This window comes from Tepidamorphus gemmatus (assembly GCF_004346195.1).
In the GTDB taxonomy this organism is placed as follows: Bacteria; Pseudomonadota; Alphaproteobacteria; order Rhizobiales; family Tepidamorphaceae; genus Tepidamorphus; species Tepidamorphus gemmatus.
The window spans coordinates 146,809-171,433 of record NZ_SMAK01000001.1 but is presented as its reverse complement, the minus strand read 5'-3'; the positions used below and the strand labels follow the sequence as shown (position 1 = coordinate 171,433).

Genomic DNA, 24,625 nt, shown 5'->3' with positions numbered 1-24,625 from the left:
ATCTGCCGCGGCCTACTGCGCGGATGCTCTGGGTCGTATGTCGTGCAGCCCCTCGCGTCCGGCAAGACGTTCGAGCACCGCTGCCGTCCGCGCCGCCCAGTGCGCCTGGCCCTCGGCATCGGCGATCAGGTCCTGCCGGTATTCGATGAGCGCATGGGCAAGGCCGCGCAGCGTCGCATGGCGATACATCGTGTCGCCCTTGAGGCGTCCGGAATAGGGCTCGTTGTCGCCCACCGTCAGCGACCGGTCGGCACGCAGCAGCTCGATCATCGGCACCGCCAGACGCGGATCCTCGTCCCACAGGATGCCGATCTCCCAGGGCCGGCGCACGCCGCGCCAGAACGGCGTGAAGCTGTGGATGGATACGATCGCGGGCGGATGGCCGGCGGCAAGTGCGGCGTCGATCGCCGCCGTCACCGCCCGGTGGTAGGGATCGTAGAACGTCCTGATGCGATAGTTCCGCTCAACCGCGTCGATGCGGGCGTTGCCCGGCACGACTGCACCATCCGACAGCCGCATCACCAGTGTCGGATCGTCGTCGCCGCGGTTCGGATCAATCAGCAGTCGCGAGAATCGCGACATCACCGCCGGTGCACCCAGCCGCGCAGCCAGCCGCCGGGTCACACCCTCCGCGCCGATGTCGTATGCGATATGGCGCTCAAGCTCCTCCGGCGGCAGGCCAAGGCCCGCATAGCGCTCCGGTATCCAATTGCTGGCATGGTCGCACACCAGCAGCCAGCCGGTTGCCGGATCGCCCGGGATCGTCTCGTACGCCAGTGTCGGCTCCGTCGGCGCTGTTTGCGCCGCCGTGTCGGGGCGGCGCTCTACGGCTTGAGGCATCTGGCGAATCTGCGTGACGGAAACGGCGCGTTGTCCTATGGAGTGCGCTCTTCTAGGACATAGCGCGGCCGACGGCAATGTGCGGGCTCCGGCAATGCGCGGACGGCGGAGATGGCATGAGCGGAATGGCGGAAACCGACGTCGGGACACAGGACGGCAGAGCCGCCGCCCTCGCCTTCGGCGCGCTGGTCCTCGGCGCGTTCGCCATGGGGATTTCGCCGGTCTTCGTGCGCCTTGCCGAGGTCGGTCCCTTTGCCAGCGCGTTCTGGCGGGTGGCGCTGGCGCTGCCCGCGCTCTACGCGTGGATGCAGTTCGACGCGCGCAGCACGGCGGCCGATGCGCCCTGGTTCGGCCGCAGCGTCGTGGTTGTCGGTGCCTTGTTCGCTGGCGACCTGTTCTTCTGGCACCTCGCCATCATGAACACCACGGTGGCCAATGCGACCTTCCTTGCCGCGCTTGCCCCGGTGATGGTCGTGGCGGGGTCCTGGCTGGTGCTGCGTGAGGCGGTCGGACGCGAGGTCGTGCTCGGTCTCGGCCTCGGTGTCGTCGGCGCCGGCTTCCTGCTAGGATCGAGCTACAGCTTCGCACCCTCCCATCTGCTCGGCGATGCCTACGGTCTGATCACCGCGGCCTTCTTTGGCGCCTACATCCTCGCGGTGCGGCCGGCGCGACGGCACTATGGCGCGGGCCGGCTGATCTTCCAGTCATCCTGCGTCACGGCCGCGATCCTGCTGGTAATCGCACTCGTCCTGGAGCCGACGCTGTTTCCCTCGTCGATGACCGGCGTCATGATGCTGGCGGCGCTGGCCCTGGTCAGTCACGTCGGCGGCCAGGGTCTGCTGGCGGTGGCACTTGGCACGCTGCCCGCCGCATTCTCCTCGGTGGTGATCCTCCTCGAAGGCGTCGCCGCCGCGCTGTTCGGCTGGCTGGTGCTCAGCGAGCATCTGACCTGGCTGCAGGCGCTTGGCAGCGCGGCGATCTTCGCCGGAATCTGGATCGCCCGCCCGCGCCGCCCGCGCAGATCGGCCCGAGCATGACGACACCCGATCTCCGTGCCGCCCTGCGCGCACTCTATGATGCGGCGGTCGATTCCGCCCATCCCGACACCTGTCTGCCGCCGCACCTGCCACCGCCGCCGAAGGGGCGGATCGTCCTGCTTGCCGCCGGCAAGGCAGCAGGCAGCATGGCCGTGGCCGCCGAGCGCCATTATCTCGACGATCTCGGCCTGCCGGCGAATCGTCTCGTCGGCACCGCTGTCGCCCGCTACGGCTACGGCCGTCCGACCAGGCTCATCCGGATGCGTGAGGCCGGCCACCCGGTGCCGGACGATGCCGGCGTGGCGGCGACGGGCGAGGCGCTATCGCTCGCCCGCAGCGCCGGTCCCGACGACCTCGTGCTGGTGCTGCTGTCCGGCGGCGGCTCTGCCCTTTGGATCGCTCCGACGGACGGGGTGAGACTGGCGGCCAAGCAGGCCCTCACCCGCGCCCTGCTCCGCTCCGGCGCGCGGATTGGCGAGATCAACACGGTCCGCCGGCATCTGTCACGGATCAAGGGCGGCCGCCTCGCCGCCGCTGCCTGGCCGGCGCCGGTGCTGACGCTGGCGATTTCGGACGTCGCGCATGACGATCCGGCCGCGATCGCATCGGGCCCGACCGTTGCCGATCCGACCAGCCTGGAGGAGGCGAGGGAGGTGCTCGACCGCTACCGGATCGATCCCGATCCGGGCGTCGCCGCCGCCCTCCTCGATCCGCGCAACGAGACCCCGAAGCCAGGCGATCCGCGCCTGTCGACGGCAGAATACCGGCTGGTCGCGACCCCGGCGATGGCCGTGGCGGCGGCGGAGTCGGCTGCCCGCTCGCTGGGCTTCGAGACACTCGTCCTCGGCTGCGACCTCGAGGACGAGGCGCGCGAACTGGGCGCCACCCACGCGGCCCACGCGCTGCGGCTCGCCGCCGAGGGTCGCCGGACGGCTCTCATTTCGGGCGGCGAGGCAACGGTTACTCTGCGCGGCAGCGGACGCGGCGGCCCGAACCAGGAGTTCGCTCTGTCGCTGGCCATCGCGCTCGGCGGCGCTCCCGGCATCTGGGGCATTGCCGGCGATACCGATGGGACCGATGGCGGCGGCGGCGCGGCGAGCGATCCGGCCGGCGCGATGGTCACGCCTGACACGTTGCGACGGGCGGCAGCCCGCGGCCTCGATCCTGCCGCATATCTGGACAACAACGATTCGACCGGGTTCTTCGAGGCGCTCGGCGATCTCTTGGTGCCCGGTCCGACCTACACCAACGTCAACGATCTGCGCGCCGTCATCGTTGACAGGCGCGAGGGTTGAGACCAACTTCCGCGCCGGGGCAAGGCGCGTGATCAACGGCGTAATGATACGTTCGACAACGATCCGACGGCACACCACCGGTACCCTGCGGCTTCTGGCGGCCATCGCGGTCGCTGCCTGCCTGCTCGCTGGCGCCTCCGCCGAGGCCGAGGCGGATTTCCGCGTCTGCAACACCACACCCGGCCGCATCGGCCTGTCGATCGGCTACAAGGACGAGAAAGGCTGGGCGACCGAGGGCTGGTGGAACGTCGGCCCGAACACCTGCGAGACGATCCTGCGCGGCAACCTGGCGTCGCGATACTATTACATCTACGCGATCGACTACGACCACGGCGGCGAGTGGGCCGGCGAGGCCTACATGTGCACCCAGGATCAGATGTTCACGATCCGCGGCATCGAGCGCTGCGAGGAACGCGGCTACCAGCGCACCGGCTTCTTCGAGATCGACACGCACGAACAGTCGAGCTGGACGGTTCAGCTGCAGGATCCGAATCTGGCCTCGGACGGCACTGGCGGCGACTGATCGCGGCGGCGGACGCGGCCTGTGGCCGATCTCTCCGATTCGTCATAAGACTATTTCAGCGGCTCGGTAACGGTTTCCGGGGGCACGGGCTTCCGTGGCCGCACGAGCTGTCGCACAACAGGGCTTCGAACCGGCGCAAGGGGACAGGGCGGGATTGAGATGAGACGTCGGCGCTTCGCGAAGATTCTGGCCACGCTCGGTCCCGCGTCCTCGAGCCCGGAACGCATCCGGGCATTGTTCGAGGCGGGCGTCGATGTGTTCCGGATCAACATGAGCCATACCTCGCATGCGCTGTTGAAGACGCTGCACGGACGCATCCGCGAAGTTGAGGCGGAGCTCGGCCGGCCGATCGGCATCCTGATCGACCTGCAGGGTCCGAAGCTGAGGATAGGCGATTTCGCCGATGGCGCCGTCGATCTCGCCGCCGGCGCGCGCTTCGCGCTCGACACCACCCGCAAGGCCGGCGACGTGCATCGGGTCTACCTGCCGCATCCGCCCGTCTTCCGGGCCGTCGAGCCTGGGCACCGGATCCTGCTCGACGACGGCCGCATCCGGTTGAAGGTGGTCGAGGCGGTGCCGAAGCGTATCGACTGCGAGGTCGAGGTCGGCGGCAGGCTGTCGAACAAGAAGGGGGTGAGCCTGCCCGACACGGTGCTGCCGTTCGGCGCGATGACCGACAAGGACAGATCCGATCTCGAGGCTGCCCTCAATCTCGACATCGACTGGGTGGCGCTGTCCTTCGTGCAGCGGCCCGAGGACCTGGCGGAGGCCCGCAAGATGGTCCGCGGCCGCGCCTATGTGATGGCCAAGATCGAGAAGCCTTCGGCCGTCGAGCGGCTGGCGGAGATCATCGAGATGGCCGATGGACTGATGGTGGCGCGCGGTGATCTCGGCGTGGAGATGCCGCTGGAGGCGGTTCCGGGCGTGCAGAAGCAGATCACCCGGGCCTGCCGCCGCGCCGGCCGGCCGGTGGTCGTGGCGACGCAGATGCTGGAATCGATGATCGCTGCGCCGGTTCCCACCCGTGCCGAGGTCTCCGACGTCGCCACCGCCGTCTTCGAAGGCGCCGATGCGATCATGCTCTCGGCGGAATCGGCGGTCGGCAAGTATCCGGTCGAGGCTGTCGCCACCATGAGCCGCATCGCCGAGAAGGTGGAGGCCGACCCCAACTATCCCAACATCATCCATGCCCAGCGCACCGACCCGGAGCCGACCGGACCCGACGCGATCAGTTCGGCGGCCCGCGAGGTCGCCGCGACGCTGAACCTGCCGGCGATCGTCTGCTATACCTCGTCAGGCGCGACCGGCCTGCGCGCTGCCCGCGAACGACCGAACCGACCCATCGTCGCCCTGACGCCCAGCACCGCGACGGCACGGCGCCTGGCGCTGGTGTGGGGCCTCCACTGCGTGCTGACCGAGGATGCCCGCGACGAGACAGACATGGTCGACCGCGCTTGCCGCATCGCCTACCAGGAAGGCTTCGCCCGCCCCGGCCAGCGCATCATCATCACCGCCGGCGTTCCGTTCGGAACTCCGGGCGCCACCAACATGCTGCGGATCGCCTTCGTCGGTGGCGAGAGCCTCAGCGGGGTCTAGCCTCTACCGCCGGCCTCCGCCCGTCATCGGCCGGTCGCTGCCCGCCGCCGGCGGCCGCCGCTGCCGCGACCCTGTCGACCTCCGCGGCCACCGCTTCGGGCGCGGCGTGATGGACCATGTGCCCGACCTTGTCGAAGGTGATCAGCTTGGCTCCCGGAATCTGCTCGGCCAGCAACCGGCTGTGGAAGCGAGGCGAGACGATCCTGTCGGCATTGCCGACCAGGATCGACGTCGGTACGGCGACCTCGCCATAGCGCGGCGATTGCGCTGTCACGAAATCCAGCAGACGCACGACGTCCTGGGCATTTGCACGAAACGCCTCCGGCCGCAGGACCAGCTCGACACCGGCGCGCCTGGGATAGTCCGGCGGCGGCGTCTGCGGCTCGAAGGCCGCCGCGACAAGGCCGTCCAGCATCATCTCGCCGAGCGGCAACGGCAGCAGTCGGACGAACACCCAGCCGATGCCGGGCAGCGTCGCCGTCGTGTAGTACCAGCTGATGCCGCCTGGCCAGGGATGCGAGACCGGCGCAATCAGCACCAGGCCCGCCGTCCGCTCCGGATGATCGAGCGCCAGTTCCAGCGCCAGGGCGCCGCTCCAGGAATGCGCCACGAAGATCGCGCGGTCGATACCGAGCGCGTCGAGCAGCCCGACGATGTACTCGGCCTGCACTGACGCCAGCGCGACATCGGGGTTCTTGCCGCGGCTGCTCCATCCACTGCCAGGCCGGTCCACGGCCACGACCCGGTAGCGGCCGGACAGCCGGTCGCCGAGCGCGAGCATCGGATCGCGCAGATTGCTCGATGCCCCGTGCAGCAGCACGACGGCCGGACCGTCCGACACACCGGCGTCGACATAGTGCAACGAAACGTCATCGATGCGGACGAACTTTCCGATCGGTGCAAACTCGGCGGCAACGCTGTCGGCACGGATCGCCGTATAGATCCAGAACCCAGCAAGCAGCACCGCGACTGCCGCAATCCCGGCGAGGATCATGCGCATATGGGAAACCCATCCGCCAGCAGTGTCGGCAAGGAGACTATGCCAAGGTCCATCGGCCCGACAATGCCCGGAGGGGCGTCAGATCGGCCGTCCCTCCACCTCGACCTCGAGCCGATCGACAGACGTTCGGGCGTTTTCGAGGAATGGATTGACTGCCAATGCCCTGCGGAACGCTTCGAGCGCCTCGCGGGGCTGATTGAGTTCGCGGAAGATCATCCCGAGGCCGCTCAGCGCACCGAAGTGACGGGGCTGGAGGCTCAGCACCCGTTCGATGTCGGACATCGACAGGTCGTACTCGTCGAGCATGTAGTAGACGGTCGCCCGCATGTTCCAGGCCTCGACGAAGTCGGGGCGAAGCGCCACGATGGTATCGAGATACTGCAGGGCGCGGGCATAGTCCTCGCGCTCGAACGCGCTTCCCGCGCGCCCGAGCAGCAGGTCGGCGGTGTCGCTCCCGGAGCGCTGCCAGATTTCGCGCACGCGCGTCTCGAGCGCCCTTGCCGTCGCCTCGTCCTCGGCAGCGGCGAGCTGGTCGAGCAAGGTCTCGGCGATGTCTGCGGGGCTGACGGGAGCGGAGATGCCGGGCCCGGTCGTCTCAGGTTCGGCCGAGACCGACGCCGACAGGAGGAGAGCGCCTATCAGGCCAGCGGCCACGCGGGCTGCGCCGAGGCGCGGACAGCAGCGTGTGAACGTCGAGGGCATGGCGCAAGCATGGGGCAGCGCCAACGGCGGGTCAATGCCCGGCGAAGACGCCTCCCGACGTCGTGATCGACCGTCCGGCAGGCTACCTAGGACATGCCTGCCGCTTCAGCCCTGTCGCGCCTTGTAGCGGCGGTTGGTCTTGTTGATGATGTACACGCGTCCCTTGCGACGTACGATGCGGTTGCCGCGGTGCCGCTTGATGAGGGACTTGAGCGAGTTCCTGATCTTCATCGTCCTGATCCGGAGTCGGTGCGCGAAGCCGCGCCGCGCAGGTACTGACAAACGAAAAAGACCGGCCGCGACGGCCGATCCCGAATTTCCCGCGGACCATACCGGCGCCCCCCGTGCCTGTCAACGCGGCCTCGGGGCCGGGCCAACCCGACGCCGGACGGCAGCACCCGGCCCGGATCGGGATCACCGTCGTCACAGGACACCCAGAGTGGCGGCGGTCACGACCATGTATCGTCCGGCCTTCGCGACCGTGACAAGCGCGAGAAAGCTCCAGAACGGCTCGCGCAGGACGCCGGCGGCAAGGGTCAGCGGATCGCCGACCACGGGCACCCAGCTCAGCAACAGGCTCCAGCGGCCCCATCGGCCATACCAGCCTATGGCCCGCTGCAGTGCGCGCTCGCTCACGGGGAACCAGCGCCGATTGCGGAACTGCTCGATCCCGCGGCCGAGCAGCCAGTTGAGGGTCGATCCGACGACGTTGCCGGCGGTCGCCATGATCACCGGCGCGACGACAGGCTGGTCGCCCGCGGCCAGCAAGCCAGCCAGCGCGACCTCCGATTGGGCGGGGAGCAGGGTGGCCGCGACGAGGGCGACGACGAACAGCCCCAACAGCGAGACGAGATCTTCCACGGCCACGATCATCGCGCGCGCAGCCGTCCGGGCCGATCACGCTGCGGTTCGGGATCAGTCTCGCCGATGACGCAGCCTTGAGACGGGGTCCTGCCTGGCATCAATCCGGCGAATGGTGGGCGCGGCTGGGATTGAACCAGCGACCCCTACGATGTCAACGTAGTGCTCTCCCGCTGAGCTACGCGCCCGTCGTCCGGCGCGGGTCTGGTGGCCGGCGAACGGTTCTGGCATATAGCCGGTGCCGGCGCCGGGCGCAAGCGCGTGTCGTCAGACCGTTGCACTCGGCGTCCGCCTCGTTTAGATCGGGCAAACCTCAAGAGGCGCCGGCCGGCCGCGGGGTGCGGCGGCGACCGCATTTGCCTGTTGTTCTGGGCCCAGCCGCCGACCACCATTGGAGAGTACTCATGTCGTCCACCTTCGACACGGTCGCCGACATCATATCCGAAACGTGCGACATTCCGCGTGACGACATCAAGCCAGACAGCCACGTCATCGACGATCTGGGAATCGACAGCCTCGATTTCCTCGACGTCGCCTTTGCCATCGACAAGGCCTTCGGCATCAAGATGCCCTTCGAGCAGTGGACCCAGGAGGTCAACGAGGGCAAGGCGTCGGCCGAGCAGTACTTCGTCCTGAAGAACCTGTGCGACCGGATCGACGAGCTGATCGCCGCGAAGACCGCCTGACCGAGGCCGGCACCGACCCGCATGCGGATCGAATACTTCCAGCTGATTGATCGCATCGTCGAGGTCTGGCCCTCCGAGGGTCGGCTGCGCGCCGAGGCGCAGGTCCCGACCGAGAGCACGATCTTCGAGGGGCACTTCCCCGGACACCCGCTGATGCCAGGCGTGCTGCTCGTCGAATCGATGGCACAGACCTCTGGCTATGCGGTGCTCACCGCCAACCGCTTCGACCGGATGCCGTTCCTGGCCGGGGTGCGCGAGGCGAAGTTCCGTGCCTTCGTCGAGCCCGGCGACGTACTCGACATCGAGGCCATGCTGGAGCATGACGGCTCAGGCTTCGCGATGACCTCGGTGAAGGTGAAGCGCGCCGGCAAGCCGATCTGCGAGTCCAGGCTGACGTTTCGCGTGATGCCGTTTCCCACCCCCGACTTCCGGCAGATGATGCTCGAGAACGCAACCCGCCTCGGCTATCCGCGAGAGCTGCTGGGATGAGCGAAGCCCCGCACCGCGACGTTCTGATCACGGGGATCGGGCTCGTCTCGTCGCTCGGCGAGGGGCTCGATCAGCACTGGGCCGCGCTGAAGGCCGACGGTGGACCGAGACCGGTGGTCGACCGCGAGCGGTTCGCCCCCTATCCGGTGCATCCGCTCGTCCAGCTCGATTTCGACCGACAGATCCCCAAGCGCGGCGACCAGCGTCAGATGGAGGCCTGGCAGCGGATCGGCACCTATGCCGCCGGCATGGCGCTCGACAATGCCGGCATAAAGGATCGGACCGACATCTTGTCGCGGACCGACATGATCGTCGCCGCCGGCGGCGGTGAGCGCGACATCGCCGTCGACAGCGCGCTCCTGACCGATATTCTCGCCGCCAGCGATCCGGGCCGGCTGATCAACGAGCGGCTGTCGAGTGATCTCAGGCCGACGCTGTTTCTGGCCCAGCTGCCCAACCTGCTCGCCGGCAACATCTCCATCGTCCACAAGGTGACCGGCTCCTCACGCACCTTCATGGGCGAGGAATCAGCCGGCATCGACGCGGTCCGGACCGCCCATGCCCGCGTCGCGTCCGGTCAGAGCGAGATCTGCCTCGTCGGCGGCTCCTACAATGCCGAGCGGCTCGACATGTTGCTGCTGTTCGAGCTGGGCAACTATCTTTGGCGCGAGGACTGGCTGCCGGTCTGGCAGCGCCTGTCGCGCGGCGGGGGCCTGGTCACCGGCTCGATGGGAGCCTTCCTCGTGCTGGAATCCCCCGCCCATGCGGCCCAGCGCGGCGCCACGCCGGTCGCGCGCCTCGACGGCGTCAGGGCCGGCCGCTGCCGGCGCGGCCCGGGAGAGGCGACCGCCATCGCACGGCGACAGTTCGACGAGCTCGTGTCCGGCCTGACCGGCGGTGAACGTCTTGCCGTGTTCAGCGGCGCGACTGGAGCACAGCCCGCCACCAGCGAGGAGCAGGTCTTCTTGACCAGCCTCAGGCACGCGGATAACCACATTCCGATCAGGGCAGTCGGTTCGATCATCGGCCATGGCCTCGAGGCTCAGTTTCCCGCACTCGTGGCGCTCGCCGCGCTGGCCGTGTCACACGGAATGCTCTTTGCCCCGCTCGATGACAGCGGCTGCGAGGCGGATGGCTCGGCTCCGATCGATCGGGTCCTGGTGACCCAGTGGGGCCACTGGCGCGGCGAAGGCATGGCGCTCGTCGCTCCGGCCGGCTAGCGACGGCCGGTTCGGGCCGGGCCAATCGGGAGCACGCTGCATGAGCGGCAATGGCAGGTATCTCGACAGCAAGGGACGGCCTGTGGTGGTCGTCACCGGCATGGGGCTCGTCACATCGCTTGGACGCGGTCGCGACGACAACTGGAAGGCGCTGACCGCCGGCATGTCCGGCATCCACCGCATCAGCCGGTTTCCGGTCGACGGCCTGCGGACCACCATCGGCGGGACCATCGACTTCGTCTCCGTCGAGCCGTTCTGTGCGCCGGCGCTCTCCGAGCGGTTGGCCGAGATGGCGATGGAGGAAGCGATCGAGCAGGCCGCAATCGGCTCTGCCGGGGATTTCCCGGGACCACTGTTCCTGGCGGTGGCGCCGGTCGAGATGGAGTGGCCGCAGCGGGAGGAACTCGCCCGTTCCGTGCCACACGACGGCCCGTACGATTATCACGTCCTGCTCGAAGCGGCGCATCGCGGCCGGCCCGATCTGCATCGTCGCTTCCTGTTCGGCGGAGTCGCCGAGACGCTCGCCGACCGGTTCGGCACCAAGGGCTCGCCGATCTCGCTGTCGACCGCCTGCGCCTCCGGCGCAACCGCGATCCAGCTTGCCGTCGAGGCGATCCGCCGCGGCGAGGCGGATGCGGCGGTGTCGGTCGGCACCGACGGCTCGATCCAGGCCGAGGCGCTGATCCGCTTCTCGCTGCTGTCCGCGCTGTCGACCCAGAACGATCCGCCGGAGGCCGCCGCCAAGCCATTCTCCAAGAACCGCGACGGCTTCGTCATGGCGGAAGGCGCCGGGGCGCTGGTTCTGGAAAGCCTTGCGCATGCCAGGGCGCGTGGCGCCCGTATCCTCGGCGTCGTCGAGGGCGCGGGAGAATGCGCGGATTCCTTCCACCGCACCCGCTCCAACCCGGACGGCCACACCATCGTCGGCTGCATCACGGCAGCCCTGGACGATGCCGGCGTGACGCCCGCGGATATCGATTACATCAACGCCCACGGCACCGGCACGCCGGAGAACGACAAGATGGAATGCCTTGGCGTTCAGACCGTGTTCGCGGACCGGGCGAAGGACGTGCTGATCTCTTCCAACAAGTCGATGATCGGGCATACCCTTTCGGCTGCCGGCGCGGTGGAGGCAGTGTTCACCCTGATGACCATCGCCGAGGGCCGAGTGCCACCGACCATCAACTACACCATCCCCGACCCGGCGATTCCGCTCGACGTGGTGCCGAACGTCGCCCGCGATGCCAGGGTCAGGCGTGCGATGTCGAATTCCTTCGGTTTCGGCGGCCAGAATGTCTGTCTGGTGTTCGCCGGAGAGCCGGCCTGATGGCGGCGGCGGACACGAGCGCACGCCGTCGGGTCCTCGTTACCGGCGGCGCCCGCGGCCTCGGCCGCGCCATCGTCGAGACGCTCGCCGGGGAAGGCTACGACGTCCTGTTCACCTACAACGCCTCGGCTGCGCCCGCCGAGGCGCTGGTCGCCGAGCTCGCCGCGGCGTACCCGCAGGCCGCGATCGAGGCCAGGCCGCTCGATCTCGCGAGCCGCACTGCGGTCGAGGGCTTCGTCGCAGCACTCGACGACGAGGCGCCGTTCTACGGCTTTGTCCACAATGCCGGCCTGCCCTATGACAGCCTCGCGGCGGTGATGGATCAGGCCCGCGCCGAGCAGTGCATGCAGGTCAACTTCTGGTCGCTCACCCGCCTCGCCGGAGGGGTGGTTCGGCGGATGACGCGGGCGCGGGCCGGGCGCATCGTCGTGGTCGGCTCGGTCGTGGCGCTGCGCGGCAGCATCGGCAATGCTGCCTATGCCGCCTCCAAGGCGGCGATCCTCGGTTACACCCGCACCCTGGCGATGGAGACGGCAAAGCGCGGCGTCACCGTGAACTACATCGCGCCCGGCTTCATCGACACCGACATGATGGCGCCCTATGCCGACTACCGGCAGAAGATGGAAGGCCAGATCCCGGTCGGCAGATTCGCCACGCCGCACGAGATCGCGGCCATCGTGCCCTTCCTCCTGTCGCCGGCAGCAAGCTATATCACCGGTGCCGTCGTCCCGGTGGACGGCGGCCTCACCGCAGCGATGCCGGTGCATCGCTGACTGCCCGATCCGCGACACCGAAGGCTTCCGATGCGCGCCCTCACGCTCGTTTCCGACCGCACTCTCGATCTGATCGAACAGCCGGACCCGCCACCACCCGGACCCGGCGAGGTCCAGGTCCGGATCCGCGCGGTGGCGCTCAACCATATTGACGTCTGGGGCTGGCGCGGCATGGCCTTCGCGAAGCGCAAGCTGCCGCTCGTGGTCGGCGCCGAGGCGGCCGGCGAGATCGTCGCCGTCGGAGCGGACGTGACCAACCGCGCTGTCGGCGACCAGGTGGCGCTCTATGGCGCGCTCACCTGCGGCAGCTGCCGTGCCTGCCGCGAGGGCCGCGACAATCTGTGTGAGAATGTCGCCGGCATCATGGGCTTCCACGTCGACGGCTTCGCCCGCGACCTGCTCAACACCCAGGCGCGGCTGACCGTGCCGGTGCCGCCAGGCATCAGCTGGATCGATGCGGCCTGCGCGCCCATCACATTCGGCACGGTTCAGCACATGCTGTTCGACAATGCCAGGCTGCAGGGCGACGAGACGATTCTCGTCCACGCCGGCGGATCGGGCATCGGCACGGCGGCGATCCGCATGTCGAAGGCGATCGGAGCGACCGTCATCACCACCGTCGGCGACGACGAGAAAGCGGAGAAGGCAAAGGCGCTCGGCGCCGATCACGTCATCAACTACCGCAAGGAGCGGTTCGAGCACGTGACCCGCAAGCTCACGGCCAAGAAGGGCGTCGACGTCGTGTTCGAGCATGTCGGACCGGACACCTTCGCAGGGTCGATGCTGTCGCTGAAACGCGGCGGGCGCCTTGTCACCTGCGGGTCGACATCGGGAGTCACCACCCAGATCAACCTCTATCAGCTATTCCAGCAGCAGCTCAAATTGTTCGGTTCGTTCGGCTCCTCGATGCGCAACATGGCCGAAAGCCTCGACAAGATGGCGGCCGGGATCCTGCCGGTGATTGACACCGAACTCGACATCTCCGATTTCGCCGTCGGCCTCGACCGGCTCGAAAGCCGCAAGGTGTTCGGCAAGATCGTGGTGCGCCTCTGAGCGGCGGGCGGGCACGGTAGCGGACCGGGACGGGACGATGCAGATGACACCGCTGCAACGCCGCCTGTTCCTCCTGAAATGGCGGATTGGCCGCATCCTCGGGCCAGTGGTGGACTGGATCGTCGCCACGATTGCGATCGGCCTGTTCCGGGTGGTCCGACTGCTCGGGCCGGACCGTGCAAGCAACATGGGTGGCTGGATCGCCCGCACCTTCGGGCCGCTCCTGCCGGTCAACCGGGTCGGCATGGACAACCTGCGTCACGCCTTCCCCGAGAAGGACGAGGCGGAGCTCAAGGCGATCCTTGCCGAGGTCTGGGACAATCTCGGCCGCACCGCGGCGGAATATCCGCATCTCGACGAGATCTGGGATTTCGACGAGACGAAGCCGCCCGGCCGCATCGAGGCGACCGGGATCGACAATTTCTACCGCCTGCGCGACGACGACCGGCCGGCGATCATCTTCACGGCCCATCTCGGCAACTGGGAGCTGCCGGCGGTCTGCGCCGCGCGCCACGGCCTGCCGGTCACTGCCGTCTACCGCACGCCGAACAACGCCTATGTCGCGCAGCGCCTGCTGAAGATCCGCCGCGGCACCATGGGCGAACTGCTTGCGGCGGGATCGGGACAGGCGGTTGCCTTCGCCATGTCGAATGTTCTCGCCAAGGGGGGGCATCTCGGGCTCCTGGTCGACCAGCGGTTGACCAAGGGGTTGAGAATCAACTTCTTCGGCCGCCCCGCCCCGACCAATCCGATCCTCGGCCGCCTCGCGCGTCGATTCGACTGCCCGGTGCACGGCGTCAGGGTTGTGCGCCTGCCGAACAACCGCTTCCGCCTCGACCTCACCGACGAGATCGACCTGCCGCGCGACGCCGATGGCCTGATCGATGCCGAGAAGGCGATGGAAGTGATCAACGGGATTGTCGAGGGTTGGGTGCGCGAACACCCCGGCCAGTGGCTCTGGCTGCACAACCGCTGGCGGATGTGAACGCTTAGCCGGGGATTCGACGACTCCGGCCGCGTCCCATCCCGGCAGGACCGGCCCGTCCTGCCTCGGCGGTCGCGCGCGGCCTCACGCCGCCAGCAGGCGTTCGACCTGATTGACGAGGTCGCGCAGGTGGAAGGGCTTCGACAGCACCTTGGCGTTCTTCGGCGCATTCGAGTCCGGATTGAGGGCGACCGCTGCGAAGCCAGTGATGAACATGACCTTGAGATCGGGATCGAGTTCGGTCGCACGCCGCGCCAGCTCGATGCCGTCCATCTCCGGCATGACGATGTCTGTCAGCAGCAGCGTGAACGATTCCTCCCGCAGCCGGTCGTAGGCACTGAGCCCGTTGTCGAAGGAGACGACCTCGTAGCCGGCATTCTCCAGCGCGCGCACCAGGAATCGGCGCATGTCGTGGTCGTCCTCGGCAAGGAGAATCTTGCTCATCGGCGGCAGCCCCCGGATTGAAGTCGATGATCCCTCGGCGCGAGATAATAGCAGTCGATGTAAAGATTTCACCAATCCGCGCCGCCGTGTGGACAAGCCGGCCAGGCGGCGAAGCAGCCCGGCATGGACAGCGCCAGGTGTTCTTGGCACAGTCGTCCGGTCATGCCAAAGGCGCCACGGACGATGGCCACACCTCCCGAACCGGAGCTTTCCCCACCCTTCCTGATCACCGCCCCCGAGGGCGGCACGCTCAGCCCGTTCGTATTCAATTCGCCACACAGCGGCCGCATCTATCCGCGCAGCTTCCTCGCCGCTTCGCGGCTCGACCTGATGACACTGCGCCGCTCGGAGGACAGCTTCGTCGAGGAACTGTTCTCCGGGGCCGTCGGCCTCGGCGCGCCGCTCATGCAGGCGCGCTTCCCGCGCGCCTTCGTCGATGTCAACCGCGAAGCCTACGAGCTCGATCCGGCGATGTTCGACGGACGCCTGCCCTCCTTCGCCAATACCCGGTCGATGCGGGTTGCCGGCGGCCTCGGCACGATCGCACGCATCGTCGCCGACGGGGCCGAGATCTACCGACGGCCGATCGGCGTGGCCGAAGGACTCGACCGCATCGAACGTTACTACAAGCCCTACCATCGCGCCCTTCGCCAACTCGTCGAGCAGTCGCGCCGGCTGTTCGGCACCGCCGTGGTCATCGACTGCCACTCGATGCCGTCCGCTCGCATGACGCAGGAAGCCCGCCGCCGACCGGATTTCGTGCTCGGCGACCGCTACGGCACGAGCTGCGCCTCGATCCTCACCGACGTCGCCCAAGAAACGCTCCAGCGCCTCGGCTATACGGTCGCCCGCAACAAGCCATATGCGGGCGGGTTCATTACCGAGACCTATGGCAGTCCGGCGACCGGCGTCCACGCGCTGCAGATCGAGATCAACCGGGCGCTCTACATGGATGAGACGCGCTACATCCGCGCCGGCGGATTTGCCTGGCTGATGGCGGATATCACCCATCTGTGCCGCCGGTTGATGTCGATCTCGGCGGAGGCACTGCGCCCCGGCCGCCAGGCGGCGGAATAGGAACTCTTTCAGGCGGAACCGAGCCCCGCTGCCGGTCGGCCCCCGCCGGCGGCATGGCGCGACGGAGACGGCAGGCAGCGGAAAGAAAAATGGGCCGCCCTGTCGGACGGCCCAAGTCTAGGGAGGAAACGCCCAAGGAGGGCCGCGGTATCGCGAAACGGCAGGGCGATACCGCACTGCAGCAATATGGAGTTGCAGCGCAAAAAAGTCAAGGATTCAGCTCTGCATTTGCGCAGATCAGCCATGCGCCCAGCCTGCATCCGCTGATTCCGGCAGATTCAGGCTGTTTCCGAGTGAATCCGGCGCGTTGCGACGCCGGATTGGACGCCTCAGCCCTCGCCTCCGCGGCGGATCTTCGGATCGGGCGCCGGCCAGTAGACCAACCAGGCAAGCAGGATCATCAGGGCGAGGAACCCGAACGCAGCCTGGTAGGCGACGAACGGACGGACCGGGCCCAATGCCGATTCGGTGGCGGGGAAGGCGCCGATGATCGCGCCGGTGATTGCCTGCGTGACGAACACCCCTCCGATCGTCGCGACATTCAGAAGCGTTATGCCCCGACCCACCAGCCGCTGGTCGAACAGTGCCCGACCGTGGGCGGTCTGCACCGGCGTGAACGCCGCCACGAATCCAAGCAGCATGAACAGCACATAGGCCGTGACCGGACCGCGGTCGCCGACGAGGCAAAGCGCGGCGAAGATCGCGGCCGTGCCGAACACGCCGAGCGTGACTGGCAACCGGCGCTGGCCGAACCATCTGTCCGTCGGACCCCAGACGAACAGCCCGACGATATGCGCGGCTGCCATCGCGAACAGGATGTTGCCGCGCTCCTTCAGGTCGAAGCCGAGAATGTCGGTCGCAAACGGACCGCCCCACAGGCCGAGCACGGCAACGAAGGTCGAATAGCCCGCAAACTGGATGGCGAACAGTCGCCAGAAGCCCTTCACCCGCACCACCTCACCAAGCCCTGCGAAGCTCTCGGCCAGACTGGCCGGCTGGTGGCAGTCCTCGGCAGCGCCAGGCGGGTGGTCGCGCACGACCAGCGCCACGAGGACGCCGATCACCGCCGCGCCGACGCCGACGAACACGAAGGTGGCGCGCCAGCCGAACGCCTCTGCCGACATCGCCAGCGGCGCAGTCGCGAACAGTGTTCCCATGGTGCCGATGCCGAGCTGCAGACCGGTCAGCGTCGAGAAGCGGTCGGCGGCAAACCAGCGGGTGTAGATGGTCAGCGGCCCCATGAAGAAGCTCGAGCAACCGAGCCCCATCAGCACGCGCGCGGCCGTCAGCTCGGTCAGCGTGTCGGCCACCGCAAACAGTCCGCAGCCGGCGACCGCAAGCCCGACCGATGCGATCATGCACAGGCGCGGGCCATAGCGGTCGATCATCGCGCCGAGCGGCACCTGCGCCACCGCGAAGGAAAGGAAGAAGGCGCTCGACAGGATGCCAAGCTGTTCCGGCGACAGGTTCAGCTCTGCCGCCAGGTTCGGCGCGATAACGCCGACCGAATTGCGCAGGAACTGGCTGACCAGGTAGATCGCGCACAGCGCGCCGACCAGCGCGGCCGCGGCCTGCACCGTCACCGCGCCCTGCGCCGGGCCGGCGCCGGACACCCGGTCTCCTCGCATCGCGTCCTCCTGACGACCGCGGCGCGCTCTTGTTTCGGCGATTGCGGCGTCTGCACGCTCGTCCTATAGCCGATGTCGAGATTCCGACAACCCCGTGCAGCGCATATGTCCGACACCGAAATCGAATTGCTCGCCCACCGGCTCGCCGATGCCGCGGCAGCCGCCGCGCTGCCCTATTTCCGCTCCGGACTGACGGTCGAGAACAAGGCCGAGGGTGCCTACGATCCCGTCACCGCCGCCGATCGCGACGCCGAGCTCGCCATTCGCGAGATCATCCTGCGCGAGCGGCCGGACCATGGCTTCCTCGGCGAGGAGTTCGGAGCACTGCCCGGGAATGGCACCTGGCAATGGGTCGTCGATCCTGTCGATGGCACCCGCTCCTTCGTGTCGGGCATCCCGCTGTGGACGACGATCATAGGGCTGCGGCGGCACGGCACGCCGGTCTTCGGCCTCGTCGACCAGCCCTATGTCGGCGACCGCTTCTGGGGCGCGGTGGGCGCCGGCGCACGCATGCGCAACCGGTTCGGCCAGGAGGTTCCGATCCGCACCAGGGCCTGCGCCGCACTGGCCGACGCGACGCTGATGACCACCACGCCGGCGCTGATGACGGGTCCGGGCGAGCGCGAGCGCTACGATGCTGTCGAGCGTGCTGTCCGCCTCGCCCGCTACGGCGCCGACGGCTATGCCTACTGCATGCTGGCGGCGGGGCAGATCGATCTGGTCGTCGAGACGGGCCTGCAATCCTACGACGTCGTCGGGCTGATCCCGATCATCGAGGCCGCGGGTGGGGTGCTGACAAGCTGGGACGGTGGCTCGGCCAACGAAGGCGGACCGGTGATTGCCGCAGGGGACCCGCGCATCCATGCCGCCGCGCTCGAGATCCTCAACCGCTGAACCGATGAACCGCCGTCCGTCTCAGGCGAAGACCGGCTGTCCCGGCACGAAGGCGTCGAAGGCCGCCCAGACCTGCGCCCGGATGGCATCGCGCTCCTGGAGCAGCTCGTGGCGGGCACCGGGGATCATCAGGTGTGAGCCGGTCTTCAGGCGGAAGGCGAGCGTCTCGATCGCCCGCGACGAGACGATGCGATCATCGCCAGCTGCCAGCACCAGGGTCGGAACCCGCACCCGTTCGGCGAAATCCGGGTCCATCACCTCGGCCATCGCGGCACCCGCTGCCACCAGCCAGGCGATCGTCGGCGAACCGAGACCAAGCCACGGCGCCTTCTCGACCACCAGCGCGTTGCGCGCGAATCGGACTGGATCGGAGGTGAGCGGATTGTTCCTGAAGATCATCGTTCCGGCATGGGTCGCCCCACCGCCGGGCACGAACGCATCGCCAAAGCCCGCCAGCCCGAGGATCTCCGCGACCCGGAACACATGGCGGCCCGGCACCAGTCTGCGGTGGAGGGTCAGCATCGGCGCGCTGAGCACCTGCCGCTCGAACCAGGCGGGACTGCGTTGCGCGTTGCGCAGCAGGATGTTGCCGCCCATCGAATGGGCGAGCGCGTAGTATGGCGCCGGACAATCGGGCAGCACGACCCGGGTCATGAAGGCCGACAGGTCCCGGTCGTATTCCTCGAACGTGTCGACATGCCCCTTGCGCGGGTTTCTGAGCAGACGCTGCGAGCCGCCCTGTCCGCGCCAGTCCAGCGCCGCGACGGCGAAGCCGCGCTGACGCAACTCCTCGATGGTCTCGAAGTACTTCTCGATGAATTCGGCGCGCCCCGGGAAAACGCAGACCGTTCCGCGCGTCGCCGCCGCCGCCGGCCAGCGCGCCCAGCGCAGCCGGATGCCGTCGCTGGTGATCACCTCGCCGCTTACGGCGCCCTCCGGCACGGGGTTCTCGGGAATGGCGACGAGGTCCATGCGGGCCGGGGTCTGGAGAATCTCGTTGGCGGGGCCGCTCGGCGCGGCATGCGCCCTTATAGCAGCGCGAGCGCCCCGCCCGGAAGCGCGCGGTCTTGAGGACATGCCCGAGACGGAGCGGCCGAGAGGGTGGGAGCCGGCGGCCCCCGATCGGGGACCGCCGGCCCTGGCCTGGACGCCCCGGGGGCTGTTGCGACGTCCGCAAGCCAGTGCCGGGACACTTCCATATGGCGCCTGAACGCTACCCGAAGCCGCCGTTCATCTGCCGTTCATCGGCATCCCTCTGCAGGTCTTGACCGATGACCATCCGATCCCCACATCCACGCCGCGCACGCCGGCTGAGGGTGCGCGGACGGAAGGCCCGGCCAGAATGGCGGGCCGCCATGTCGCTTCTGAAGGAGGATATGCGATGCGTCACTTCGATCTTTCCCCGCTCTACCGTTCGACTGTCGGCTTCGACCGCCTGTTCTCGATGATGGACCAGTTGGCCAACGTCGATAACGGCGGGTCCAGCTATCCGCCCTACAACATCGAGCGCACCGGCGAGAACGCCTACCGGATCACGATGGCGGTGGCCGGCTTCGGCCAGAAGGATCTCCACATCGAGGTCAAGGAGAACACCCTCACCATCCGTGGCGAGAAGGTCGCCGAGGAGGGCAAGGAGCGCGGCGAGGTTCTGTATCGTGGCATCGCCGAGCGCAGCTTCGAGCGCCGCTTCCAGCTTGCCGACCATGTCGAGGTTCGTGGCGCCGAGCTCGAGAACGGCCTGCTTCATGTCGACCTGGTCCGGCAGATCCCCGAGGCGCTGAAGCCCCGCACCATCGAGATCTCGACCGGCGGCAGGACCGCCAAGGTCATCGACCAGAAGGCCGCCTGACGCGGCTGCCCGATAGCTTCTGCGCGCCCCGACCCGGTCGGGGCGCCTTTCGTTCGGCAGCATGTCGGCTGCCCGTTCTGCCGTCTACGCACCTTCCCCTGACCCAACGTCGAGGTGGCGAAGATTGAAGGTCCGGCGACGCCCTACCCGGCCCCGACGATCTCGGCGAACCGGCCGACCTCCGCATCGCTGGTCTGGAAGGAGGCAACGAAGCGGCACAGCACCTCTCCCTCGCGCGGCGGATTGGCGGCATCGGGAATGCCCGAGGTCCAGTGATGGTAGGCGCAGCCCGCCGCCTTAAGCGCCCGGTCGGTTGACGCCGAGAGATAGGCGAACACCTCATTGGCCTCCACGGGGGCCGCCAGCCGCGCGGCCGGCGTCGCCTCGATGGCAGCGGCGAGCCGCGCCGCCATCCTGTTTGCGTGGCGCGCCAGCTCAAGCCAGAGGCCACCGTCCAGATAGGCCAGAAGCTGGGCGGCAAGAAACCGGCTCTTGGACAGGAGATGCCCGGTGCGCATGCGCAGGAAGGGCAAGGAGTCCGCCAGCGCCCTGTCGAAGACGATCACGGCCTCGGCTGCCATTGCGCCGTTCTTGGTCGCACCGAACGACAATATGTCGACCCCGGCCCGCCAGGTGACATCGGCCGGTGCGCATCCGAGCGCCGCGACCGCATTGGCGAAACGCGCGCCGTCCATGTGCAGTCGCAGACCATGCCTGCGCACGACCGCTCCGATGGCGCCGACCTCCTCCGGTGTCCACACCGCTCCGTATTCACTCGCCTGGGTGATCGAGATGGCGGCGGGCTGCACGTGGTGGGGCACGCCGCCGGGCCAGGTCTCGAGCCGCCGCGACAGCACGTCAACATCGATCTTCGCGTTCCGCCCGTCGATCCCGTACAGCTTCGCCCCCCCGGTCAGCATCTCGGCGCCACCGCATTCGTCGGTCATGATGTGAGCGTCGTGGCTGCACAGGATGCCCGACCATGGACGCGCGATCGCCGCCATCGACAGAATGTTGGCGGCTGTGCCGCTGACGACCGGGAACACTGCGACGTCCGCCTCGAACACCTCCGCCATCCGGGCGGAAAGCGCCGCCGTCCAGCGGTCGCCGCCATACGAGCCGGCGAAATCCGCGCTCGCCTCGGCAATCGCTTCGAGGATCGGCGCGGCAACGCCCGCCGTGTTGTCGCTTGCGAAGTTCATGCGGCCCTGCTCCCTGACCAAGACGGCAGAGCCTAGCCTCGGACCGGGCCGCCGGACCACCCCATTTGCGTATGGGCCAAGGCGCACTCAGCGACGCACGAGGCGTGCCAGCAGATGATCCAGCGAAATCATCCCCGGACCGAGCAAGATCACCGCGATCAGGCTCAGCGCCCACATCCCGTGGATCAGGTACGCAGTGGGCAGCACGAGCTGGATCACCAGCGTCATCGCGAGGAGCCCCAGTGCCGCGAGCCGGGTCGCCAGACCGACCAGCACGAGCACGGGCAGCAGCAGCTCGCCGATACCAGCCAGTGCCGCCATCGTTGCCGGAAAGGGAAGTCGCCAGTGCACCAGCGGTTCCGCCTCGGTGCCCCAGATCCGGATGTTGAAGCAGAACTCGCAGACATTGGTGAACTGGTAGAGAGCGCCACCTGCGAGCTGCGGCGCCCCGTTCCAGGCCGCGGCGACCGGCTTGAGAAAGGGGAACGTCTCCCACTTCGTAAGCCCGGACATGAAGAAGGGAAGGCCGAAGAAGATCCACGCGCGCAGGCCGACCTGAACCGGCGCAAGGACCCAGGCGACGGTGGACGTCTTCAGCCGACGGTCGAGGGCACGCAATCGCGCGAGCAGCGAGCGTCCGGCCGCAAGTTTCATCAACCCTGTCCCGGTCACCGACGGCTCTCCGCTCCGTCCGCCATGGCCACCTCCGTGATCGCCCCGGCCGCGATGAGCCAGCCCAGAAACGCCGCCAGGTCGATGTCATCCGCCGCGGCCGCAGATTCCCAGGCGTCGGCGAGGCGCGCTCCTTCCAGCAGACGGACCAGCATGGTGCGCCAGCCCGCCGCCAGCCGGTGCAGTTCCACCTGAACGTCGGGCCTCAGAACGGCCACGTCGACGCCGCCGGTCGACAGGTCAACCGGCCGAACCACCGCGTCGTGGCTGTTGGTCTCCCAGATGTCGAGCACCGGCCAGTCGGACGAGACGATCCGAAGCGAGGGGTGCAGGCCGAGGCGGGCCGTCGGCACCAGCTCCGGACGGATGGCCGCAAGATCCGTCGTGGTCAGCGCCGTTGCCTCAGCGGCATGGTAGGCGCGGCTTCGGGCCCATTCGAGCCGGGCGACATCCGCAAGATAGGGAAGCTGGCGGGCTGGCGCGAACCGCTCGACAAAATCGGGAAAACCATCACCATAATCAATCAGCACGGGCGTTCGCGGCAGCTGCTCACCGACATAGGCCCGCGCCATGGCCCGGAAGAAGTCCTCCCCGACAAGGCGCGCGACGACAGGAAAGGTGGCGGCAAGCGCCTCGATCAGGCTGACATGCACGTTGTTGCGGTAGATCGCGAAGCGCCGCGACGGCATCTCGCCGCAACGGCCTCGCGTGCCCGGCGGCGGCGGCAGGTCCTGATCGCGGATCGCCGCCGCGAAGTCGCGCTCAATGTCAGCCAGCGAAACCATGGATCGCCCCCGCGGTCACCGAGGATGACGCCCGCATGATCGCCTCCGCCCGTTTCGCCTCGGCGTGCAGAACCGGCCAGTCCGGCACATCGGCGTCCCATTCGATCAGCGTCGGCACGGGCCCGGTGCGGGCGACCGCACGCGCAAACAGATCCCAGACGATGCTGTCAACCGGCCGGTCGTGCGTGTCGATCAGCAGGGCCTCACCGAGATCATCCGTCTCGTGAGCATGGCCGGCGAGGTGAATCTCGCCGACATGCGCGACCGGAAAGGCGTCGATATAGGCGGCGGCGTCGAAGCCGTGATTGGTCGCCTGCACATGCACGTTGTTGACGTCCAGCAGCAGGCCGCAGCCGGTCCTGTGGACCAGCTCCGTCAGGAATGCGATCTCGCTCATGTCCGAGACGGCGAAGCGGACATAGGTCGAGGGGTTCTCGATCAGGATCCGCCGGCCGAGTGCCTCCTGGACCTGCTCGACGTGCTCGGCCACCCGCTGCAGCGTTTCCTTGGTGTAGGGTAGCGGCAGCAGGTCGTTGAAATAGCCCTCGTCATGGCTGGACCAGGCGAGATGTTCGGAGAACAGGCCCGGTCGATAGCGCCGGACGAGATCGCCCAGGCGCCGGAGATGGTCCCGATCGAGCTCTCCGGCGCCCCCGATCGACAGGCCGACGCCGTGCAGTGACAGCGGATAGCACTCGCGGATGGCGGCGAGGTGGCGATGCGGTGGGCCGCCGGCGCCCATGTAGTTCTCGGGATGGACCTCGAACCACCCGATGTCCGGCCGATCCCGCAGGATCGTTGCGACATGGCAGGTCTTGAGCCCCACGCCTGCCCGGGCCGGAACGGCCTCGAGGCTGTCCGCCCGATCGAGCGCCGCGCCATGCATCGCCGCCATTCTCCCACGCTGTCCGGCTGCGGCCGTGCCTTAGCTCGGCAGATCGCGAGACAGCGGCTCGAGGCTGCCCTGGCGGCCGTCCGGCAGCACCATCGTCTCGCAGGTCCCCTTGGGCACCAGTTTCCAGGCATTGCCCTGATAGTCGACCTTGGAGGTGCCGGCGCAGGTGGTCCCCGGACCCGCGGCACAGTCGTTCTGCCCCTTGAGCGCCACCCCGAAGCACTTCTCGCGCTCCTGGGCGGCAGCCGTCGTGGCGGCGAGCGCCGTCACCGCAACGGCGAAGGCGCCGGCGACTGCGGCAGCACTCGCCATGGACAGGGTCTTGGCAGGCTTCATGCTCTCACTCCCATTGACGTGCGATCGGCTGGTGATCGCAGCGCGACTTTCGCTTTTCTCGCGCTTCAACCCCAAATCAAGACGCCGTTACGGCAACCCGACATTCCTGGCATTTCCGTGAAGCCCCGTTGATCGATTCGCGGCCCGGAATTTCCGGATGTGTCGCTGGCGCGCTATCCTGCGAAACAATCGGTCTTGGACGGCCTTGCGGCTTTCGTCCAAATCTGGCATTTTGCCCCGAGAGATAGGACAGCTATACTGACCCAATTCCGCGTCGAGCCTTGGTGGCGGAGCGCGGGCAAGGATAATGTCGGGAGGTGGCGTCCGGTGGCCTGGTGGCATGTCCGGCGCCTCGATGCGACGGCTGCCTCGGCACTCTGGCCGGGCCTATCGGCAAATTGACAACCGATCCGGGGTCGATCGGCGGCAGCGCCGGTCAGCCGGGAGACGGATGCG

27 protein-coding genes and 1 tRNA gene are annotated in these 24,625 nt (G+C 68.1%); 14 read left to right on the top strand and 14 right to left on the bottom strand.

Features of this window, described 5'->3' with window-relative positions; all coding sequences use genetic code 11:
- Positions 1–12 precede the first annotated feature (12 nt).
- Positions 13–840, bottom strand: coding sequence for an N-formylglutamate amidohydrolase (locus EDC22_RS00790; RefSeq protein WP_132804696.1), 828 nt, complete (start codon positions 838–840; stop codon positions 13–15).
- 116 nt (positions 841–956) lie between these two features.
- On the opposite strand from EDC22_RS00790, the gene EDC22_RS00785 reads away from it, so the two are divergent.
- The 4 genes from EDC22_RS00785 (at position 957) to pyk (ending at position 5,291) form a co-directional block, all read left to right on the top strand.
- Positions 957–1,877, top strand: a complete 921-nt coding sequence (locus tag EDC22_RS00785; RefSeq protein ID WP_245499569.1) for a DMT family transporter — start codon at positions 957–959, stop codon at positions 1,875–1,877.
- Positions 1,874–3,172, top strand: coding sequence for a glycerate kinase type-2 family protein (locus EDC22_RS00780; RefSeq protein ID WP_132804695.1), 1,299 nt, complete (start codon positions 1,874–1,876; stop codon positions 3,170–3,172). Before EDC22_RS00785 ends, EDC22_RS00780 begins: the two co-directional genes overlap by 4 nt.
- A gap of 43 nt (positions 3,173–3,215) precedes the next feature.
- A complete protein-coding gene (locus tag EDC22_RS00775) occupies positions 3,216–3,695 on the top strand; it encodes a DUF1036 domain-containing protein (protein ID WP_132804694.1) in 480 nt (159 codons plus the stop codon).
- 159 nt (positions 3,696–3,854) lie between these two features.
- The gene (pyk, locus tag EDC22_RS00770; RefSeq protein WP_132804693.1) at positions 3,855–5,291 is read left to right on the top strand and encodes a pyruvate kinase; all 1,437 of its coding nucleotides are present in this window, start codon (positions 3,855–3,857) and stop codon (positions 5,289–5,291) included.
- Here pyk and EDC22_RS00765 read toward each other — a convergent pair.
- From EDC22_RS00765 to EDC22_RS00745, 5 genes are all read right to left on the bottom strand, one after another.
- On the bottom strand, positions 5,278–6,291 hold the full coding sequence (locus EDC22_RS00765) for an alpha/beta fold hydrolase (RefSeq protein ID WP_132804692.1): 1,014 nt from the start codon (positions 6,289–6,291) through the stop codon (positions 5,278–5,280). The two genes, pyk and EDC22_RS00765, sit on opposite strands and share 14 nt — an antisense overlap.
- Positions 6,292–6,369: 78 nt before the next feature.
- Positions 6,370–6,945, bottom strand: a complete 576-nt coding sequence (locus tag EDC22_RS00760; protein ID WP_165926735.1) for a tetratricopeptide repeat protein — start codon at positions 6,943–6,945, stop codon at positions 6,370–6,372.
- Positions 6,946–7,098: 153 nt separating this feature from the next.
- On the bottom strand, positions 7,099–7,224 hold the full coding sequence (gene ykgO / locus EDC22_RS00755) for a type B 50S ribosomal protein L36 (RefSeq protein ID WP_132804690.1): 126 nt from the start codon (positions 7,222–7,224) through the stop codon (positions 7,099–7,101).
- Positions 7,225–7,416: 192 nt separating this feature from the next.
- On the bottom strand, positions 7,417–7,854 hold the full coding sequence (locus EDC22_RS00750; protein ID WP_425385501.1) for a YqaA family protein: 438 nt from the start codon (positions 7,852–7,854) through the stop codon (positions 7,417–7,419).
- A 113-nt stretch (positions 7,855–7,967) separates the two neighbouring features.
- Positions 7,968–8,042, bottom strand: a tRNA-Val gene (locus tag EDC22_RS00745).
- Positions 8,043–8,258: 216 nt separating this feature from the next.
- Between EDC22_RS00745 and EDC22_RS00740 the strand changes: the two genes are divergently transcribed.
- Genes EDC22_RS00740 through EDC22_RS00710 form a run of 7 tightly spaced genes read left to right on the top strand, consistent with a single transcriptional unit; the run spans position 8,259 to position 14,387 of the window.
- A complete protein-coding gene (locus tag EDC22_RS00740) occupies positions 8,259–8,540 on the top strand; it encodes an acyl carrier protein (RefSeq protein WP_132804688.1) in 282 nt (93 codons plus the stop codon).
- 21 nt (positions 8,541–8,561) lie between these two features.
- A complete protein-coding gene (locus tag EDC22_RS00735; RefSeq protein WP_132804687.1) occupies positions 8,562–9,029 on the top strand; it encodes a 3-hydroxyacyl-ACP dehydratase FabZ family protein in 468 nt (155 codons plus the stop codon).
- Positions 9,026–10,249: a beta-ketoacyl-ACP synthase gene (locus EDC22_RS00730; protein ID WP_132804686.1), complete on the top strand. Its 1,224-nt coding sequence runs from the start codon at positions 9,026–9,028 to the stop codon at positions 10,247–10,249. Before EDC22_RS00735 ends, EDC22_RS00730 begins: the two co-directional genes overlap by 4 nt.
- Before the next feature lie 40 nt (positions 10,250–10,289).
- The gene (locus EDC22_RS00725) at positions 10,290–11,576 is read left to right on the top strand and encodes a beta-ketoacyl-ACP synthase (RefSeq protein ID WP_132804685.1); all 1,287 of its coding nucleotides are present in this window, start codon (positions 10,290–10,292) and stop codon (positions 11,574–11,576) included.
- Entirely contained in the window at positions 11,576–12,349 is a 774-nt protein-coding gene (locus EDC22_RS00720; protein ID WP_132804684.1) for an SDR family oxidoreductase, read from the top strand. The genes EDC22_RS00725 and EDC22_RS00720 overlap by 1 nt, the downstream gene beginning before the upstream one ends.
- Positions 12,350–12,379: 30 nt before the next feature.
- Complete coding sequence (locus tag EDC22_RS00715; RefSeq protein ID WP_132804683.1) at positions 12,380–13,402, top strand: zinc-binding dehydrogenase; 1,023 nt, start codon at positions 12,380–12,382, stop codon at positions 13,400–13,402.
- Between the two features lie 37 nt (positions 13,403–13,439).
- Positions 13,440–14,387, top strand: a complete 948-nt coding sequence (locus EDC22_RS00710; RefSeq protein WP_245499568.1) for a lipid A biosynthesis lauroyl acyltransferase — start codon at positions 13,440–13,442, stop codon at positions 14,385–14,387.
- An 84-nt stretch (positions 14,388–14,471) separates the two neighbouring features.
- Here EDC22_RS00710 and cpdR read toward each other — a convergent pair whose 3' ends face one another.
- Positions 14,472–14,831 (bottom strand): cell cycle two-component system response regulator CpdR, encoded by a 360-nt coding sequence (gene cpdR, locus EDC22_RS00705; RefSeq protein ID WP_132804681.1) that lies wholly within the window; start codon positions 14,829–14,831, stop codon positions 14,472–14,474.
- Between the two features lie 183 nt (positions 14,832–15,014).
- Between cpdR and EDC22_RS00700 the strand changes: the two genes are divergently transcribed.
- Complete coding sequence (locus tag EDC22_RS00700) at positions 15,015–15,908, top strand: N-formylglutamate amidohydrolase (RefSeq protein ID WP_132804680.1); 894 nt, start codon at positions 15,015–15,017, stop codon at positions 15,906–15,908.
- Positions 15,909–16,237: 329 nt separating this feature from the next.
- On the opposite strand, the gene EDC22_RS00695 is transcribed toward EDC22_RS00700, so the two are convergent.
- Positions 16,238–17,536 carry an MFS transporter gene (locus tag EDC22_RS00695; RefSeq protein WP_132804679.1) on the bottom strand — a complete coding sequence of 433 codons (1,299 nt, stop codon included), beginning with the start codon at positions 17,534–17,536 and terminating at the stop codon, positions 16,238–16,240.
- A gap of 105 nt (positions 17,537–17,641) precedes the next feature.
- Between EDC22_RS00695 and hisN the strand changes: the two genes are divergently transcribed.
- Entirely contained in the window at positions 17,642–18,430 is a 789-nt protein-coding gene (hisN, locus tag EDC22_RS00690; protein WP_132804678.1) for a histidinol-phosphatase, read from the top strand.
- A gap of 21 nt (positions 18,431–18,451) precedes the next feature.
- Here the strand turns inward: hisN and EDC22_RS00685 are convergent, their stop codons facing one another.
- Positions 18,452–19,402 carry an alpha/beta fold hydrolase gene (locus EDC22_RS00685; RefSeq protein ID WP_132804677.1) on the bottom strand — a complete coding sequence of 317 codons (951 nt, stop codon included), beginning with the start codon at positions 19,400–19,402 and terminating at the stop codon, positions 18,452–18,454.
- 409 nt (positions 19,403–19,811) lie between these two features.
- On the opposite strand from EDC22_RS00685, the gene EDC22_RS00680 reads away from it, so the two are divergent.
- Positions 19,812–20,279 carry an Hsp20 family protein gene (locus tag EDC22_RS00680; RefSeq protein WP_132804676.1) on the top strand — a complete coding sequence of 156 codons (468 nt, stop codon included), beginning with the start codon at positions 19,812–19,814 and terminating at the stop codon, positions 20,277–20,279.
- Between the two features lie 143 nt (positions 20,280–20,422).
- Here EDC22_RS00680 and EDC22_RS00675 read toward each other — a convergent pair whose 3' ends face one another.
- From EDC22_RS00675 to EDC22_RS00655, 5 genes are all read right to left on the bottom strand, one after another.
- Positions 20,423–21,481, bottom strand: a complete 1,059-nt coding sequence (locus tag EDC22_RS00675) for a threonine aldolase family protein (RefSeq protein ID WP_132804675.1) — start codon at positions 21,479–21,481, stop codon at positions 20,423–20,425.
- An 87-nt stretch (positions 21,482–21,568) separates the two neighbouring features.
- Positions 21,569–22,135 carry a DoxX family protein gene (locus tag EDC22_RS00670; protein WP_132804674.1) on the bottom strand — a complete coding sequence of 189 codons (567 nt, stop codon included), beginning with the start codon at positions 22,133–22,135 and terminating at the stop codon, positions 21,569–21,571.
- Positions 22,136–22,149: 14 nt separating this feature from the next.
- Positions 22,150–22,938 carry an HvfC/BufC N-terminal domain-containing protein gene (locus EDC22_RS00665; RefSeq protein ID WP_132804673.1) on the bottom strand — a complete coding sequence of 263 codons (789 nt, stop codon included), beginning with the start codon at positions 22,936–22,938 and terminating at the stop codon, positions 22,150–22,152.
- On the bottom strand, positions 22,922–23,833 hold the full coding sequence (bufB, locus tag EDC22_RS00660) for an MNIO family bufferin maturase (protein ID WP_425385495.1): 912 nt from the start codon (positions 23,831–23,833) through the stop codon (positions 22,922–22,924). The genes EDC22_RS00665 and bufB overlap by 17 nt, the downstream gene beginning before the upstream one ends.
- A gap of 30 nt (positions 23,834–23,863) precedes the next feature.
- On the bottom strand, positions 23,864–24,169 hold the full coding sequence (locus EDC22_RS00655) for a BufA1 family periplasmic bufferin-type metallophore (protein WP_132804672.1): 306 nt from the start codon (positions 24,167–24,169) through the stop codon (positions 23,864–23,866).
- Between the last annotated feature and the right edge of the window lie 456 nt (positions 24,170–24,625).